Source organism: Rossellomorea sp. SC111, assembly GCF_024733565.1.
Taxonomy (GTDB): Bacteria; Bacillota; Bacilli; order Bacillales; family Bacillaceae_B; genus Rossellomorea.
On sequence record NZ_JANIOC010000009.1, the window covers coordinates 1 to 16,524 of the forward strand.

The 16,524-nt window shown below is 46.7% G+C and carries 17 protein-coding genes and 1 pseudogene; 7 read left to right on the forward strand and 11 right to left on the reverse strand.

Going from position 1 to position 16,524, the window contains the following annotated elements; translation table 11 throughout:
- On the forward strand, positions 1-209 hold a 209-nt coding region (locus NQ095_RS12650; protein WP_258263832.1), incomplete at its 5' end, for an integrase core domain-containing protein.
- 47 nt (positions 210-256) lie between these two features.
- Here NQ095_RS12650 and NQ095_RS12655 read toward each other — a convergent pair.
- Positions 257-867: pseudogene (locus tag NQ095_RS12655) on the reverse strand (LysE family translocator).
- A 127-nt stretch (positions 868-994) separates the two neighbouring features.
- Here NQ095_RS12655 and NQ095_RS12660 point away from each other — a divergent pair.
- Together NQ095_RS12660 and NQ095_RS12665 are read left to right on the forward strand one after the other, a co-directional pair.
- Complete coding sequence (locus NQ095_RS12660) at positions 995-1,540, forward strand: cupin domain-containing protein (protein ID WP_258263833.1); 546 nt, start codon at positions 995-997, stop codon at positions 1,538-1,540.
- A 101-nt stretch (positions 1,541-1,641) separates the two neighbouring features.
- The gene (locus tag NQ095_RS12665; protein WP_258263834.1) at positions 1,642-2,475 is read left to right on the forward strand and encodes a YitT family protein; all 834 of its coding nucleotides are present in this window, start codon (positions 1,642-1,644) and stop codon (positions 2,473-2,475) included.
- 54 nt (positions 2,476-2,529) lie between these two features.
- On the opposite strand, the gene NQ095_RS12670 is transcribed toward NQ095_RS12665, so the two are convergent.
- The 7 genes from NQ095_RS12670 to NQ095_RS12700 form a co-directional block, all read right to left on the reverse strand.
- Positions 2,530-3,396 carry an alpha/beta fold hydrolase gene (locus NQ095_RS12670; protein ID WP_258263835.1) on the reverse strand — a complete coding sequence of 289 codons (867 nt, stop codon included), beginning with the start codon at positions 3,394-3,396 and terminating at the stop codon, positions 2,530-2,532.
- A gap of 346 nt (positions 3,397-3,742) precedes the next feature.
- A complete protein-coding gene (locus NQ095_RS12675) occupies positions 3,743-4,750 on the reverse strand; it encodes an aminoglycoside phosphotransferase family protein (protein WP_258263836.1) in 1,008 nt (335 codons plus the stop codon).
- A gap of 90 nt (positions 4,751-4,840) precedes the next feature.
- Positions 4,841-5,248: a RidA family protein gene (locus tag NQ095_RS12680; protein WP_258263837.1), complete on the reverse strand. Its 408-nt coding sequence runs from the start codon at positions 5,246-5,248 to the stop codon at positions 4,841-4,843.
- Positions 5,249-5,321: 73 nt separating this feature from the next.
- A complete protein-coding gene (locus NQ095_RS12685) occupies positions 5,322-6,029 on the reverse strand; it encodes a DNA alkylation repair protein (RefSeq protein WP_258263838.1) in 708 nt (235 codons plus the stop codon).
- Between the two features lie 43 nt (positions 6,030-6,072).
- Positions 6,073-7,182: a GerAB/ArcD/ProY family transporter gene (locus NQ095_RS12690; protein WP_258263839.1), complete on the reverse strand. Its 1,110-nt coding sequence runs from the start codon at positions 7,180-7,182 to the stop codon at positions 6,073-6,075.
- Positions 7,183-7,206: 24 nt separating this feature from the next.
- Positions 7,207-8,433: a Ger(x)C family spore germination protein gene (locus NQ095_RS12695; protein ID WP_258263840.1), complete on the reverse strand. Its 1,227-nt coding sequence runs from the start codon at positions 8,431-8,433 to the stop codon at positions 7,207-7,209.
- Complete coding sequence (locus tag NQ095_RS12700) at positions 8,423-10,048, reverse strand: spore germination protein (protein WP_258263841.1); 1,626 nt, start codon at positions 10,046-10,048, stop codon at positions 8,423-8,425. Before NQ095_RS12700 ends, NQ095_RS12695 begins: the two co-directional genes overlap by 11 nt.
- A gap of 132 nt (positions 10,049-10,180) precedes the next feature.
- On the opposite strand from NQ095_RS12700, the gene NQ095_RS12705 reads away from it, so the two are divergent.
- A complete protein-coding gene (locus NQ095_RS12705) occupies positions 10,181-10,405 on the forward strand; it encodes a YczF family membrane protein (RefSeq protein ID WP_258263842.1) in 225 nt (74 codons plus the stop codon).
- 81 nt (positions 10,406-10,486) lie between these two features.
- On the opposite strand, the gene NQ095_RS12710 is transcribed toward NQ095_RS12705, so the two are convergent.
- Positions 10,487-10,690, reverse strand: coding sequence for a hypothetical protein (locus tag NQ095_RS12710; protein WP_258263843.1), 204 nt, complete (start codon positions 10,688-10,690; stop codon positions 10,487-10,489).
- Positions 10,691-10,885: 195 nt separating this feature from the next.
- On the opposite strand from NQ095_RS12710, the gene katG reads away from it, so the two are divergent.
- The 3 genes from katG (at position 10,886) to NQ095_RS12725 (ending at position 14,915) form a co-directional block, all read left to right on the forward strand.
- A complete protein-coding gene (gene katG / locus NQ095_RS12715) occupies positions 10,886-13,102 on the forward strand; it encodes a catalase/peroxidase HPI (protein ID WP_258263844.1) in 2,217 nt (738 codons plus the stop codon).
- 497 nt (positions 13,103-13,599) lie between these two features.
- Complete coding sequence (locus NQ095_RS12720) at positions 13,600-14,142, forward strand: helix-turn-helix domain-containing protein (RefSeq protein ID WP_258263845.1); 543 nt, start codon at positions 13,600-13,602, stop codon at positions 14,140-14,142.
- A complete protein-coding gene (locus tag NQ095_RS12725) occupies positions 14,139-14,915 on the forward strand; it encodes a phosphatidylserine decarboxylase (protein ID WP_258263846.1) in 777 nt (258 codons plus the stop codon). The genes NQ095_RS12720 and NQ095_RS12725 overlap by 4 nt, the downstream gene beginning before the upstream one ends.
- Positions 14,916-15,331: 416 nt before the next feature.
- On the opposite strand, the gene NQ095_RS12730 is transcribed toward NQ095_RS12725, so the two are convergent.
- A complete protein-coding gene (locus NQ095_RS12730) occupies positions 15,332-15,808 on the reverse strand; it encodes a DMT family transporter (protein WP_258263847.1) in 477 nt (158 codons plus the stop codon).
- Between the two features lie 12 nt (positions 15,809-15,820).
- On the reverse strand, positions 15,821-16,519 hold the full coding sequence (locus NQ095_RS12735; protein WP_258263848.1) for a Crp/Fnr family transcriptional regulator: 699 nt from the start codon (positions 16,517-16,519) through the stop codon (positions 15,821-15,823).
- Positions 16,520-16,524 lie beyond the last annotated feature (5 nt).

The window sequence follows — 16,524 nt, forward strand, 5'->3', positions numbered from 1 at the left end:
CTAGAAGAGGAAACTGTTGGGACAATGCCCCTATGGAGTCATTCTTTGGTCATTTTAAAGACCATGTTAATCACAAAGAGTGTGAAAGTCTTACTGAATTAAGACAACAAGTTGATTGGTTTATAGAGGAGTACAACTATTATCGTTATCAATGGGGCTTGAAAAAAATGACCCCAGCGCAATACCGGGGTCATTTACTAGCAGCATAGGTCCTTTTTTTATAAACTGTCCATTATTAGGGGCGCAGTTCATTGCTTCAAGGTTGTTTTTCAAAGGCCAACTTCAGTCCGAATCCGATTAATACTGTGCCTGTGGCTTTTTCCATCCATCCCTGCACTCTTGGGGTGGTGAGCCAGGTGCGCAGGTAGTTGATGAAGAAGACATAAATGAAGAACCAGAGAATGGAAAGGATCGTATAGGTCATGCCCATGAGGATGAGCTGTTCCGCTGCCCCGGATTCTGCATTTACGAACTGAGGCAGGAACGTCAAGAAGAAGATGGCGACTTTGGGATTGAGCACATTCGAGAACAGCCCCTGCTGAAACGCTGACTTATTGACCGCTCTCTGATCCGGGACCTCCTCATTCTCTTTTTTCGATAAGAAAGAAGAAACGCCAAGATAGATCAGGTAAATCGCCCCTACATATTTGATGATTTCGAAGGCAGCAGCCGACTGCATGAGGATGGCGGAAAGTCCGAACGCCGCCGCGAAGGTATGGACAAGTGAACCGGATGTAATCCCAAGTGCCATCTTGAACCCCTCGGTCTTTCCATCCGAGATGGTCTCTTAGTCAGTAATGCCGTGTCGATTCCGGGACTCATGACCACAAACAGAGAAAGCAGAATAAACGTGACGAATTCATTCATGTCATTCAATCCTCCTGACAAATATGGTAAAATTTGATTTAACTAAAGTTAATTTATTTTAACACATTCTTCCCACCTGTGTTCATTTAAATTAATTAAAAGTAAATTAAATTTAACGGAGTGACTTATGGAAGACATCAATATCGGTAAAAAAGTAGAAACATATAGAAAGTCCCAAGGTCTCAGCATCAGGGAACTGGCCAACAGGGCCGGCATCACCCCCTCAATGTTAAGTCAGATTGAACGGGGCCTTGCCAATCCATCGATCCAAACCCTTAAGGTCCTTGCCAAAACCCTCCAGGTTCCTACATTCAGTTTCCTGTTGGAAGAAGTGAGGACGGAGGAATTGGTGGTCAGATCTCAACATCGCAAAAAAATGATCATGGATGATGTATCATATGAGCTGGTGTCCCCGGATATATCAGGGAAATTGGCAACGGCCATCATGCATTTCCCACCGGATAGTTCTTCCTCTGAAAAGCTCCTGGATCACCAGGGGGAAGAAGTCGCTTACGTCATAGAAGGCAAAATCCGGATCAGCCTAGAAGGCGAGGAATACATTCTGGAATCAGGGGACAGCGTGAAAATCCCATCCTATATGAAGCATAGATGGATCAACGACTTTAATGAAAAAGCAGCGATTTTATTTTCCGTGACGCCTCCTTCGTTTTGAACCATGGAGGCAGGTCATTGCAAAAAACAACCAAGGGACCTGTCCCCGCGGTTCCCCATGTGCTATAGTATCCTAGTATCAATGGAGAACGGAGTGAGCATATGAATTCAACAACGAAAGAAATCACACTGATTATCATCGGGTCCCTATTCTTCGCCCTCGGGGTCAATTTATTTGCCATCCCGAATGAGCTTGGGGAAGGCGGCGTGACGGGGATTTCCATGACCCTCTATTATGTATTGGATTGGTCGCCTGGTATCACGAACTTCGTCATGAACGGCATCCTCCTCGCGATCGGATATAAAGTATTAAATAAACGGGTGACATGGTACACCATGCTTGCCATCTTCTTTACATCCCTCTTCATTCAACTGACGGAAGGGATGGGAAATTCAGTCGACATCATGCTTGGCACTGTGTTTGCCGGGGTGTTCATCGGGATCGGACTGGGACTTGTGCTTCGCTCAGGCGGGACAACGGGTGGATCGACGATCATTGCCCGCATGCTCAACCAGCAATTCGGCTGGGCTGTCAGCACGACCATGTTTGTCTTTGATATCGTTGTGGTGCTAGGTTCCTCGTTCGTCATCGGGATCGAGAATACGATGTACACCGGAATCTCTATCTACATCAGCACGAAGATCCTCGATTACCTGATCGACGGATTCGATACACGGAAAGCCGTCACCATCATCTCCCAAGACACCGATGCCATTGCGGAAAAAGTAAGCGCCGAAATGGACCGTGGTATCACAATCATCAACGCTCGAGGCCATTATTCCAAATCATCTAAAGATATTCTCTATGTCGTGATCAACAAACAGGAGCTCTTTCTCCTGAAAAAAATGATCCAACAGATCGATGAGAAAGCATTTGTGGTCGTGCATGATGTGAGGGATGTGTTTGGGGAAGGATTTACGTTTCCGAAGACGTAAGCAGGGGGACGGTTCTCGTGCTTCCACTTTTACTAGAGAGACAGGTCCCTTGGCTCAATTGGGCCATGGAACCTGTCTCTCTTTTAATTTCTGTAAACATTCCACCACAATCCCCGGCTGATCTTTATGTACCTCATGGTCACTTCCCTCAGCAATTACAAGTTCCCCTTTCTTTGATAACAGTGCAAGCTCCACTTGCAGTTCACGCCACACCTTTTCATGAAGCAAAGCTTCCTCTTCTGGTATGCCATGTTCCATGTAAGGCTTGGCAGAGAATTCCTCATCTCTTGCGATGACAATCAGGGGAATATCCGGAAAAGGTCTACCAGACTTGATTCCTTCCCTGCTGTTGGACCAGTTTGCAAACTCATCTGAAATCGTTTGGTAGAGGACAGGGTTTGTAAGAAATGCTTCCTCCTCATCTGACAATACGCTATTATTTTCTTTATACCATTCTTCCAATTCACCTTTGCTTTTCCCTGCAGTTTCCTCGTTTGTCTCAATCAGTTGCTCCAACGAAATCATAGAGTACATGACAGGCAGATTGAGATCATAAAGTCGTTGAAAGTTGTGGGAAGTCGCATCAATGAGGAGGACCCCGTCCAGTTTTCCAGGGTACATCCTCGCATACTGCTGAGCACATAGCCCACCGAATGAGTGGCCGGCTAGTAGAAACCGGTCGATCTTCAGATGTTCCATAAGTGCATTGAGCTCCATTGCGATATTTGCTGTAGTCCGATGCTCCGGGGACGTCCCGCTTTTTCCATAACCTGCCCGATGATACAAGATAACGGTAAAGTCGTTCTTGATCCGGTCCATAAACGGAATCCAGCTGTAGAAGGAATTGCCGATTCCAGTTTCAAGGACGAGTATTTGCTTTCCTTCTCCTAAAATGCGATATTCGAGATTGATTTCACACATGGTATGCCTCCTGAGTTTAGTGTTCTCTTATAAAAAAAGCCATTTCCCTACCAGGTTTTGATGAAAATAGAATCAAACTCTCTTGTTTCCTCATCAGTAGGGCTCCCATGAGGACGTTATCTCAGTCTTCATTGTCATTCAAAGCGCTATCCCCCATTTTATGATCCGCTTTTCACCATTTATGGTCCGCTTTACTGATATATGATCCGGTCTGGATATTTATAAACTCGTACTCTGAAATATGAGCCACCATTAACCCTATATGAACCCTTTGTCGAATAATCTCGTTTCATAACTAAAGTACTCTTTCAAATCAGGGCAGACATGGTACCCGATACCCGCCACCTCAGCTTCTCCCCAACATCTCCTCATACGTCCTCCCCGCAACCTCCACCTCATACCCCGCTTCAAACTGCCCGATCAGCAGTCGCAATCCATTTTTACGGTCTTCAAGGTCTCCTTCTTCCTCCAATAACTGTATGCCATATGAAGCGATATCCGCCACAACCCGTTCATTCCGGTAATAAGCAAGAAGGACCGGATCCACCTCCACTTCTCCATAGCCCCTGTAGAAAAGGTCGATATGCTCACGGCCCTCATCCTTGAAGCACAACCCCAAGCCCACTCCAGGGAACATCAAATCCCTTTCGACAGGGGCCATGACGGGATCGTCCCAATCGACGATCAAAAGCCTTGAATCCTCATCAATCATCACATTCCCGGGATGGATATCCCCGTGGCATAACACAAACCCACTTTCATCTCGATCCTGGAGCTTCTTCCCTAGTTCCTCTGTCCGCTCCACAAGTGTCAGAATGTCCAACCGCTTCCTTTTCCAAAAATCAATGAGTTTCTTTGCCAATTCGTCACGGGGGTGATCTGAATCCATCTCCCGGTCGAGTTCCCGGACTTTCTCACACCAGGGACCGGAGAAATCTTCTTGACGCAGTTGCTCTTGAAGGTCATGAGGGACCCCTACAGAATGAATGGACTTCAGGATCTGACCAAACCGGATGGACTGTTGCTCGCTTAACGGCGTTTCGAAACCCGTTCGCCCGTCTACGAATGGCGAGAGGATCCAGTTGTATCCTTCATGATGGACCGAAAGCTCATGACTAGTCGCAGGGATGGGAGGTATGACCGCGTCGATCCCTTGAGTAGAGAGGAAATGAACGATCCTGATCCCCGTGTCATCAAAGGAACCTTGGATCATTTTTAGAAAAAAGACTTCGTCACTCCACCCAGCGACACGATAGACTGCCGCTTTCGGATCATGTCCGATGGGCAGGAACGTCACTTCTTTCGCTAATCCATCTATGATTTTTTCCTGGTTAAACTCAGGTTGTGTTAACATACATCCGGTTCCCCCTTCACATGCGCCAGAGGGACAGGTACCGAGTCTCAACATGAGCCGCGGGACCTGTCCCTCTGGTTTACCTCTGATTTATACGGTTCTGATTGCCGCAACCGCTTCGATTTCCACCAATTGATGTGTGTATCCGAGCACAGTCACTCCTGATAATGTACTCGGAACGTCATGATCCCCAAATTCTTTTCTTATCGCCTCCCAAGCCGTCACTAAATCGGACTGATGATGAGACGCTACAAGGACCCGGGTATAGACGACGTCCTTCAAGGAGGCACCGCTCTCTTTCAGTACTTCCTTCATATTCTCCACACACAGCCTGGCTTGGAGTTCGTAATCCTGCGCATGAGGAACTTCCCCTTCTTTATTCAGAGGACAGGCTCCGGCTAAAAAAAGGAGGTCCATGTCTGAAGGCACTCTTGATGCGTAGGCATAATCAACATCAGCTAAATGCGTTGATCGAATAAAGGAAATAGTATTTGTCATGGTGTTTCCTCCTCTCTGAGAAAATTTCACGAGTGGCTCAATACTAAGCCATGGGACCTGTTCCCATGACGACTCAACACCTCACATACTTCCGCTTAAACCCAATCCGTCCCTTCTCCACCTGCTTAAGAATATCATCAGCAGACTTCAGGACACTGTTCTTCTTCCCTTCCCGCACCATCTCGACAGGACCGATTTCCTTGGCTGTCTCGAGGGCAGCTTCATGAAGGGGAACATAGGAAACGCCAACTGTCGTGACGAAATTACTCATCGCCGATTTCGTCCGTTCGGGTGCCTCGTGAATGGTTTCTTTCACTTTCTGAAGCATTCCGGCAAGCTTCGTTTCGGAAAACTCTTCATCCTTCCGGTTCCCAAGGAGCCAGCAGTAGCAGCTCCATCCCGCTGACATTTTCAGTTCCTCCCCGCTCTCAATCCACTTATCGGCGACAGCTTGCGCGATATCGGCTTCTGCCAATGTGACCGATACCACGTTATCGGACAGCATGTAGAAGTACGCCCCTTCGATCCAGCGGTCAAAGTCCGCTTCGGTCATCGCTTTCGGATCGGCAATGACGCCGGCAAAATACATAGCATCGTAATTTCCCGTAGCGTATAATTCCTCGGCCAAGGCCTGATCCTTCTTGATTTCCTTTGCCATCGGCTTCATGGCACCAGTCGCGACGCCAAATACCGGCTCACGGGCACCGTTCGATACGTACATTTTCTTCGTCCGTTCCTTGCCCAGGCCTTCTAGTTCCTGCATGACGGTTTCCAAATTCATTCCATCCACTTCCTTTATTTTGTCCATCTTATATGTATTCTTCTTACATCGTCTTGTCCCTTTTATTTTTTCTGTTTTTTATAAACGCAATCAAAAGGAGAAGAATCGGAATCGCTACAAAGAGAGGCATATGTAAGATAAACATTGCTATCTTTAGTCCTTCATGGATATGTTCCTGGAAATTGCTCGCAATCGTCATAGACATAAAGAGAACTACCAGACCCAATGGATAGGCCAGGCGTGAAGGCGATTGAACCTTAAATAAGCTGGCTGATCCTATGACAGCTGCATAAAACAACATGCTTATCTTAAAAAAAATCCCGATCACTAAGCCAAGCATAAAAAATACATCCAGCCGTTCCAAAAAATCTGCTACTTGGATGGTCTGAACTGTACTAAGAAGAGGAAATTGTGACCTTGCAGTCAGCCCCACACCAAGTACACTGATATTAATGAGCATTGTAAGAATCAAATTGATTCCACTTAATCCTGTTGCACATAACATGGTTATCTTTGCCTTCTTGGGGTTATTCAAATACGGTAAAATCATCGTAAATACGATGACTTCTGTAAAAGGGAAATAAAAGGTTTGAGTGAAAACCACTTTTAGGACAGGTGCAATTCCTTGTTCAAGGACCGGTTGTAAGTTGGAAAAGTCGATTAGACCAGAACTTACGATCAATATAAATCCAACGACCGAAAGGATAAACATGAGCATAAAAAGCAGTTCTCCTGATCGGGCGATGACCTCAATTCCTTTTCGGACCATATAAATAATGACCAGCATTAACAGGGCATTGGCGATGAATAATGGAGTTTCCGGATAAGCAAAGGTTAACAGCATTTCCCCAAAATCGCGCAGAACCCTTGAAGCATCATACATAAAGTAAAATAAATAAACAAAAGCAAGGACGGTTCCAGCTGCTTTCCCCAGAATCTTTTGCATGTACTCTGTGGGCAGTAGATCGGGATAATACCAATAAAGTTTATGATAAACGAGTAATAGGACGAAACTGACGACCATTCCAATCAGAATAGCCATCCAGGCGTCCTGTTTTGCTTCTATGGCAAGAGGGACTAGTAAAGCACTCCCCAGTTCAAACAGAACCATTAAGACAAAGAGCTGACTTGCACTAATTTTAGCTTTTTCCACTCTACCGGTCCCTCCTTTTCCTCACTATTGATCATCATTTAAACTTGAAAGAAACGATTTGTTTCGTAATCCCGCTCGACGGATATATGCTTCTACCGTGATGTCCACCTTTATTTCCGGAAAGTACACATCGTTCCACATCGGTTTTATTTTCTTCCATTCACTTGGATGGCTACGGTGGATGGCTTCCCCAAACCCAAAGATATCCGCTTTATTTTTTTGAGCCTCTACAACCGCTGTTCTTATCTCTTTTTTAACCTCTTTCTCCACCTCTTCTTCCATTTTTGAGATAACCTTTACATTCGTGATATCGACAGGTACATTCATTTCACCTATACTCCCTTCCACGCGTGTATGAATAGAGAGATGGGGGGCCCCATTCTTCACGTGTGCAGACACGTTTGTCTTTTGACGGATCGTTTGATAGGCGATGGCTTCTTTTTTTTCTTTCCAATCAATGTTGATGGCTGTCCCTTGGATTTTGTCAAGGGTCCATACAGTGCCTCTCGCCGTTTTGCCATACCACCAATCCACCAACTTACCTTCTTTTAAAATGGCAATACCGCTGGCTTCGAGGGTAGATTCAGGCTCACTTTCCTGAATGTTTTCCAACTGACTCGCATGCTTTGGATTTCCTACAAGACGAAATCCAGAAACCACCGTTGTTTCATCAGGGGATTGCAGACCTTTCATCACGTCCTGGATCGAGGTCTTTATGGTTTCTCCCCATTTCCTTTGGGAAAACTCTAGTGTTTTCAGTACTTTATTCGCTGGAATCTTATCAACGGGGGTTAATGCTTGCACGAGCTCTGCTGCAGATGAATGATTCGCAATCACCATGGTCGTGGTGATCCGGAATTCATGATCTCGATCAATGGCATCGATAAATGTCGCCACCCCTTCTTCTCTGGCAAGGCTTTCCCCCACGACCACCAGGTTGGCATGAGCATAATATAATCTTCGGGAAATTTTGCTTGAAGCATGCCTGCTTGCTTCTACTAAATTATCTCCTGTAGCAGAATAGATCGTAACAGGTGGGCTTTGAGTCCCACCGCCACCTCCACGCATGCCCCCGGCCACGTTCCCGGGATTAATAATTTGAAGTGTTATGGCATATTTTCCATCTTCCGTTTTATCTACCCCCAAGGCTGCCACGATGGCAAGATCGGTTAACTCCTTCTTACTCCAACAACCAGAAAGCAAAAGGGCCATGGTCATCAATAGTAAGAGAAAAGGCACTTTACGATTCATTGGTGTCCCCTCCTTTTCCATCCCGATTGACCATCGAACGGGAGGCAGGAGTCTTAGGTCCTTGTGTCGTCCCTTCCCTCACCGTATTGGCACTCATCAATCGTGGCCGTTGTTTAAGTGTCCACCATGGTAACCGTACAAATGTATCTTTATTATTGACGGGTATGAAAGGAGCGAATGGAGCCATATAGGGAACACCAAATGAACGTAAACTGCATAAATGGACAACCATCATCAGAAAGATCAAAATCATTCCGTAAAAACCAAATGTCGCTGCACCAATCATAAATAAGAATCGGATGAGACGGGCAGAAATCGCCATATCAAACGATGGGGTCGCGAAGCTTGCGATTGCCGTGATCGATACGATAATGACCATCGCCGGTGACACAATGCTCGCCTGAACGGCAGCCTGTCCGATAACAAGGGCGCCGACAATCGATACAGCGGAACCAATTGCTTTTGGCAGACGGATCCCTGCTTCCCGCAGAATTTCAAACGTGATTTCCATCAGAAGGGCTTCCACGAATGCCGGGAACGGAACCGCTTCCCTCTGTGCTGCAATCGCGACGATGAGGGTTGTCGGCACCATTTCCTGGTGGAAGGTGGTGACGGCCACAAAGGAAGCAGGGGCAATCAGCGAGATAGTGAACATCAAAATACGTAAAAGGCGAATGGATGTTGCAATATCAAAACGGGAGTAATAATCCTCTGCCGACTGAAAAAATTGAATGAACAGAGCAGGGGCAATCAACACAAAAGGGGTGCCATCGACAAAAATGGCGATCCGTCCCTCTAATAGATTCCCCGCCACAACATCGGGTCGTTCAGTGTTGAAAATCGTTGGAAATGGAGTCATGGTTTGATCTTCAATTAGCTGTTCGATATAACCTGATTCCAAGATGCTGTCGATGTCGATTTTTTTGATCCGCTGACGGATTTCTTCGATTACTTGATCATTGGCAATTCCTTGTATGTACATAAGCGTCACATCTGTCTTCGTTATGCGGCCAACCTTCAAGGTCTCCATCCATAAATCAGGAGTCTTAATGATGCGGCGAATCATTGCCGTATTGGTCCAGATCGACTCTGTAAACGCCCCTTTTGGTCCGCGGACCACCATTTGGGTGGTCGATTCTGATATGGAGCGTTGTTCTCCACCTTTCGTGCAAGCACTCAATGCCTTACCTATTCCGTCCACCAGAACAAGAGTGTCACCTGCCATTAAGGATGAAAACAGGTCATCCCACGTATCGAAAGATGACACGTTCCCAACCGTCATCATGTCATCAGAAATCAAATCTAACGCATCTTGCTCATTCAACTCTTCTTTATGGTCATCTTTCATCATGGATTGCAGTAAGAACTCTTGAATCGATTGATTGTCCACTATTCCTTCGACATACACAATCGCTGTTTCAATATCGGAATTCTTCCCCATATTCAAGTGACGAACGATCACGTCTGAACTGTGTCCTGTTTTCCGTCTAATGATCTCCAGGTTATTTGATAATGAGTTTTGTATATTTTTCTCTGATGAGCGATCAGAAGCTTGTTTTTCGGGATCTGATTTTTGGTTCTTTTTTGGTTTACGACCTTTAAAGAACGAAGGCATAGATTCTGACACCCTTCTCTTATTTTTTATTACTTTAACCATATGAGGGGGTTTTATGTAATTTTTAACAAAAGAGATGACTGTATGATACAGCACCCAAGGGAGGAAGCTAAGATGAGGAGCGTGATCTGTATGAAGATCATTGGTATTACCCTTTTAATGATGGGATGTCTAATGGCATTTTCTCTAAGTCTCGATATTCTTCAAGGTTTCGATGTTTCAGACGCATTGTACAATGCTCTCAGTCCCTTTCGAGTAATGGAAGTGGCCGAATTAGTTGTGCTCTTTTTCCTTCTTTTCCTTTTTTTCATGAAAATTGCCTATGATGTTATTAAGAAGAGAAAAGAAGCTAAATAAGCTTTGAAAATTCCTCCCCTGAGCTTGAGATAAAAGACACTCCATTACAGATGACTTACGATATATATGCGGTTCCTACAATCAAACCAGTGAACCCGAAGAAGTCACCATGATAAAATAGGTCAAATTCTTTATACACTTCACCTCTCCCTGAACTCGTATGTGATGATGATATGAGAATGGGTCTACATAGTCCATTATGTAGACCCATTCTTTATTGTTTAGAAATGGGTTATCATCCCACCCCCACTTTTTCAACCATTCCTTAAGATCGTTTCCATTCATTGGACTTTCCCCCTGGGGTCTTTAAATAATCTCATTTTGGTCACACCATGTTAAAATTCACCATTAAGAGAAGCTTCACGCTTTCAATACACATTCTAATCTTTTATAATGATAATTAAGAATTATTATAATTATCACACTATTTAGTGTGATAATTGTTTTTCCCTATATTTTAGAATAGGAAGGTGAATCGTAATGGAAAAAGAGAATCGCCCTGATCAAAAGGATCACTCTGCAGCATCTGGAGAATGTCCGTTCACTCATCACAAGGATAGCGCCATCACGACAACGACGGCTCCTGGAGGCACGACGAACAAAGAATGGTGGCCGAATATGCTGAACCTGAGCATCCTTCGCCAACACGACCGAAAAGCGAATCCAATGGGGGAAGACTTCAATTATAAGGAAGAATTCTCGAAGCTTGATTACGACGCCCTCAAACAGGATCTTCACAATCTGATGACAGACAGCCAGGATTGGTGGCCCGCAGACTACGGTCACTATGGTCCCTTCTTCATCCGTATGTCATGGCATGCAGCAGGTACATACCGCGAAACGGACGGCCGCGGAGGCGGTTCATCAGGTTCACAGCGCTTTGCTCCACTCAACAGCTGGCCGGATAACGTCAACCTCGATAAAGCCCGCCGCCTGTTATGGCCGATCAAGCAAAAGTACGGCAACATGATCTCATGGGCTGACCTGCTTGTGTTGACGGGTAACGTCGCCCTTGAATCCATGGGCTTGAAGACTTTCGGATTCGGTGCCGGTCGCGAAGACATCTGGCATCCTGAAGAAGATGTGTATTGGGGCAACGAGAAAGAATGGCTCGCCGACAACCGTTACTCCGGTGACCGTGAGCTAGAGAATCCACTCGCTGCCGTCCAGATGGGTCTCATCTACGTGAACCCCGAAGGACCGAACGGAGAGCCGGATCCACTGGGAAGTGCCCGTGATATCCGCGACACATTCGGACGCATGGGAATGAACGATTACGAAACCGTCGCCCTTATCGCAGGCGGTCACACATTCGGGAAAGCCCACGGAGCCGGTGATGCAGAGCTTGTAGGTGATGATCCAGAAGCTTCCGACATTGAAAACCAGGGACTCGGCTGGATCAGCTCACACGGAAGCGGTAAAGGCCGCGACACGATTTCAAGTGGTGTCGATGGTGCCTGGACAACGAATCCGACGAAATGGGATAACGGCTATTTCGACCTTCTATTCGGCTATGAGTGGGAGAAAACGAAGAGTGCAGCCGGCGCTTCCCAATGGACACCGGTCGGCATGACGGAAGAACATATGGCTCCGGACGCCGAAGATCCGTCCATCAAAGTGAAGACGATGATGACGACGGCAGACATGGCGCTTCGCATGGACCCTGATTACGAAAAGATTTCCCGTCATTTCCATGAAAATCCGGAAGAATTCGCCGATGCCTTCTCCCGTGCCTGGTTCAAATTGCTTCACCGCGACATGGGTCCGAAAGCAAGATACTGGGGTCCGGAAGTTCCGGATGAAGAGTTGATCTGGCAGGATCCGGTTCCGGCAGTGGATTATGATCTGTCCGAAAGTGAAGTCGCTTCATTGAAGGAAAAAATCCTCGAGACTGGCTTAACGGTGAGCGAACTCGTGAAAACGGCATGGGCTTCCGCCAGCACCTATCGCGGTTCCGACATGCGTGGTGGCGCGAACGGTGCCCGCATCCGACTCGCTCCTCAGAAGGACTGGGAAGTGAACGAGCCACAGCAGCTTGAGAAAGTCCTTGGTGTCTACGAAGATCTTCAAAGCAAGCTTGATAAAAAAGTCAGCCTTGCCGATCTGATCGTATTAGGCGGAAACGCAGGTGTTGAAAAAGCAGCTCGTGATGCAGGCTTCAACGTGCCCGTTCCATTCTCCCCTGGACGCGGCGACGCATCGGCCGAACAGACCGACGACGAGAGCTTCGGCGTATTGGAGCCGGTATCAGACGGCTTCCGCAACTACCAGAAGCAGGAATACGCCGTCAGCCCGGAGGAAATGCTTGTGGATAAATCACAGCTTCTTGGTTTGACTGCACCTGAAATGACCGTCCTCATCGGAGGCATGCGAGCTCTCGGTGCTAACCACGGCAATTCGAAACACGGCGTCTTCACTGACCGGGTCGGTGCATTGACGAACGACTTCTTCGTCAACCTGCTGGATATGAACATCGAATGGAAACCAGCCGGCTTCAATCAGTATGATGGCCGCGACCGGAAGAGCGGTGAAGTTGTGAGAACCGCTACCCGCTTTGACCTTGTGTTCGGATCGAATTCCGTGCTCCGTGCTTTAGCTGAAGTATACGCGCAGAATGATAACCAAGAGAAATTCGTCCGTGACTTTGTTGCCGCGTGGGCGAAAGTGATGGATGCAGATCGGTTTGATTTAAGATAATGAGTTACACGCCTTACCCCGTCCGGGATAAGGCGTGTTTTTTTGGGGGAATCATATAGTGGTTCCGGCTGATAGTTTGGGTGTCCGGATCATTAATCCGTATTCAGGATCATATCTCAGGATTCCAGCTCGTAAAAGCTGATTGCCGCTCATAAATTGAAATTCCGGATCATATTTCGGGAGACCAAACCATTACTCCACATTCGGGATCATTTCTCATGGTTCCAAGCTCATATCTATTTAGCCCCCTATAAAAAGCCTAAAACCAAGCCCTATCTAGCAATAACGAATCATATTTACCGCTCCACTAACAAAGGATTTCCCTACTAATCCTATAAATATTGCAAGATTCGAGTTCATATAGAGATAAATTTTCATTCTAACCGGTCACCCTTTTTATTTGTGAACCTACTGGCCCTCTTCCCTCCTATTGACAAATCCCCTTCGACCAATTATTATCAATATCGATAACAATAACAATTGAAGGATTGAATTCCATGACTGAAATAGATACAGACCTATTCCTCCACCCGGTCCGTATGCGGATCATCCAGCAGCTTTCCAAGGGGACGGCTACGGTACATGAGCTCAAGGAATGGATGGCAGATGTCCCCCAGGCCACTCTTTACCGCCATTTAAATCGACTGACCCAAAGCAAGATCATTCATATTGTCGATGAACGGAAAATCCGCGGTGCCGTCGAGAAAACCTATGCCATGCAGGAAGACAGCCCGTATAGGACGGTTGAAGAATTGGAGCAGCTGTCAGGTGAAGAACATCTTAAATTGTTCATGACCTTCCTTTCTTCCGTGACGGGACAGGCCAGGACCTATCTTCTGAACAATCCTGACCTTACCCGGGATTCATTCGGTTATAACCAGCTGGACCTGTACCTGACAACCGATGAACTTCAGGAGTTAACTCAAGGTATGAACGAGCTCCTGAGTAAATTCCATTCCAACAGACCGACGGATGAGAACGAAAAGATTTCCCTCATCCAAATGCTTCTCCCAGAACCCAAAGGACGTGACCACATATGATCAGAACGAAATTTTACCGAAAAGTATTCGAACTGAACGGCCATCCCATCATTGCCAAAGGATTACGCTCGTTCGCTCAATCCAAGGTGAGCAAACCGTTCATCGCTTCTTTTGCCAAACTCTATAAACTGAACATGGAGGAAGCCACCCGCGGACTCCGTGACTACGGCACCCTTCATGACATTTTCACAAGGGAACTGAAGCCTGATGCCCGCCCTGTCTCAGATTCTCCCGATGCCTTCGTCAGCCCGTGCGATGCTTATTTATCCGTCGTCGACGACTTGACCCCGGAAAGCACGTTCATGGTCAAAGGGCAGAACTATACGGTGGAAGAACTGCTCGGATCGAGAGAGAAAGCAGCACCCTACTCAGGCGGGAAGGTTCTCATATTCTACTTAAGTCCGACCGATTATCACCGCGTCCACGTACCGATCGATGCGACGGTCGAGGAAGTCTACACACTCGGTAAGCACGCAGATCCCGTCAACGAACTCGGACTCACGCACGGTGTCCGTCCCCTCACGCGAAATTACCGACTCGTCTCACGGTTCGATGTGGCAGGAGCCCCTCTTGCCCATGTCATGGTCGGGGCGTTGAACGTGAACTCGATCGTCCGGACGAATATGAATGACGTCGTTCACCGGGGAGATCCTTACGGGTACTTCTCATTTGGATCGACGGTGGTAATTTGCGTTCCGGAAGGCAAGTTCAGCTTTACGAGAGAAAAAGGACCCGTGAAGATGGGGGAAGAAATCGGAAAGTGGCATTCATAAAAAGGCGTCTGCTCCCTAAAAGGTGGATTTCACTTATCGACTGGGAGATCGAGTTAAGCACTAGAGCTGATAAATAAACGGAAAAATTCCGTTTATTAAGTAATGAATAGTAAAAAAGGTGGAAATAGAAGGAAGGATTCCGCCTATTTACTCAAGAAATAAAAATATTGGTTATCTTTTTAGATATAAGCGGAATTACTTCCCTTATTCACCCCTAAGACAACCTCCATACGAAATGTAACCGGAAAATCTCCGGTTATTTTTCTTTTGCTGGTCTTTTATTAAAGATTACGAAGGCCGCATTACAAGTATCCAAATGTACTAAGGTCAATTCTACTCATTTATATACTACTACCGTCATTAAAAAAACGCCTGTTCCCCGCAAGGAACAGGCGTTTTTCCTATTTGACCGGGCATCACGCCCCGATACTCTTCCGTACTTCTTCCTCTGGTTTCTCCGTCCGCGTCTCCAACTTATACACCAGCACTCCACCGATCAACAACCCGATCCCAAGCAGCTTCTCCCAGGATAATGAAGACGGTTCAAACCCGAACCAGCCTCCCGTGTTGACGATGAAAGCAATCGTGATCTGCGAAATAAGCGCGATGGAGATCGCATATGCCGGGCCAATCAACGTGACTCCCCTCATCAGGAAAAACACGATCCCGACGCCGAACACTCCGCTGAAAAGAAACACGGGATTAACGCCGCTGAAATCAAAAAGACTTTTATCTTCCATTGTATAAAAGACCGGCAATGAACAGACGAGACCGAGGCCGAGAACGAGACTCGTCGTGGCCCATGGACCGGTTTTTTCACTGACCCGTGCATTGAATACGTTTTGTAAACTGATCAGGATTCCTGCCACGATGGCTAATCCGATTCCGAACATGTGAGATCCTCCTTATTCATAGATGTTTCCCTTCGCTAGGATGCTGAGTTTTTCAAGATCCTTGATGGTGATGGATCCGTTGACCCGTTCAATGAGTTCATCCGTCGCCATCTTCTTCAGTACCCTGTTCAGATGGCGGTAGCTCGTGCCGATCCATTCGGCGAGTTCCATTAGGTTCGATGTATGCATTTCCTGATGGAACATGGTCCCTTCCCCCGCTTCCGAGATGGACAGCAAATAGCTCGCCAGGCGCACTTCGACGGGGTACAGCATGTGCATACTCGTGATATGGGATTCGGTGTAGAACTTGTGAGCCACGGTATCAAACAGGAAGCGCATGATTGCCGGATTCTCCTTCTCGAGCCTTGAGAGATCCTCGAAACAGACCGACAAGAACACCCCGTCGGTGACGGCTTCCACCGAATTGAGCACCGCTGTGCCCTTCGAATATTCCACATCCCCGATCAGGGCAAGTGGCCGCTTGAACCGGTTGATCAGGAGCTTCCCTTCCGGCGTATGGGTGAAGATCTTGATCTTCCCTTCCATAAGGAAATACAGTTCGCCGAGTTCTTCCCCCGTTGAAAAAAGGACATCCCCTTTTTCAAAAGAGTAGGTTTTGATATCGTTTCTGAAATCGGCCGGAAATAAATCATCCAGCTCGAATCTAGTGATATACAGGTCTGGCTTTGCACCTTGAATTTCTTTCATCATCCCAC

Coding starts and splice junctions, on each gene's coding strand:
- NQ095_RS12685 (WP_258263838.1), bottom strand. CDS start 6,029: ATGAATTTGGAAACCGTCATGCAGGAACTAGAAGGCCTGGGCAAGGAA.
- NQ095_RS12680 (WP_258263837.1), bottom strand. CDS start 5,248: ATGACAAATACTATTTCCTTTATTCGATCAACGCATTTAGCTGATGTT.
- NQ095_RS12675 (WP_258263836.1), bottom strand. CDS start 4,750: ATGTTAACACAACCTGAGTTTAACCAGGAAAAAATCATAGATGGATTA.
- NQ095_RS12700 (WP_258263841.1), bottom strand. CDS start 10,048: ATGCCTTCGTTCTTTAAAGGTCGTAAACCAAAAAAGAACCAAAAATCA.
- NQ095_RS12705 (WP_258263842.1), top strand. CDS start 10,181: ATGAAGATCATTGGTATTACCCTTTTAATGATGGGATGTCTAATGGCA.
- NQ095_RS12720 (WP_258263845.1), top strand. CDS start 13,600: ATGACTGAAATAGATACAGACCTATTCCTCCACCCGGTCCGTATGCGG.
- NQ095_RS12710 (WP_258263843.1), bottom strand. CDS start 10,690: ATGAATGGAAACGATCTTAAGGAATGGTTGAAAAAGTGGGGGTGGGAT.
- katG (WP_258263844.1), top strand. CDS start 10,886: ATGGAAAAAGAGAATCGCCCTGATCAAAAGGATCACTCTGCAGCATCT.
- NQ095_RS12670 (WP_258263835.1), bottom strand. CDS start 3,396: ATGTGTGAAATCAATCTCGAATATCGCATTTTAGGAGAAGGAAAGCAA.
- NQ095_RS12735 (WP_258263848.1), bottom strand. CDS start 16,519: ATGATGAAAGAAATTCAAGGTGCAAAGCCAGACCTGTATATCACTAGA.
- NQ095_RS12665 (WP_258263834.1), top strand. CDS start 1,642: ATGAATTCAACAACGAAAGAAATCACACTGATTATCATCGGGTCCCTA.
- NQ095_RS12695 (WP_258263840.1), bottom strand. CDS start 8,433: ATGAATCGTAAAGTGCCTTTTCTCTTACTATTGATGACCATGGCCCTT.
- NQ095_RS12660 (WP_258263833.1), top strand. CDS start 995: ATGGAAGACATCAATATCGGTAAAAAAGTAGAAACATATAGAAAGTCC.
- NQ095_RS12725 (WP_258263846.1), top strand. CDS start 14,139: ATGATCAGAACGAAATTTTACCGAAAAGTATTCGAACTGAACGGCCAT.
- NQ095_RS12730 (WP_258263847.1), bottom strand. CDS start 15,808: ATGTTCGGAATCGGATTAGCCATCGTGGCAGGAATCCTGATCAGTTTA.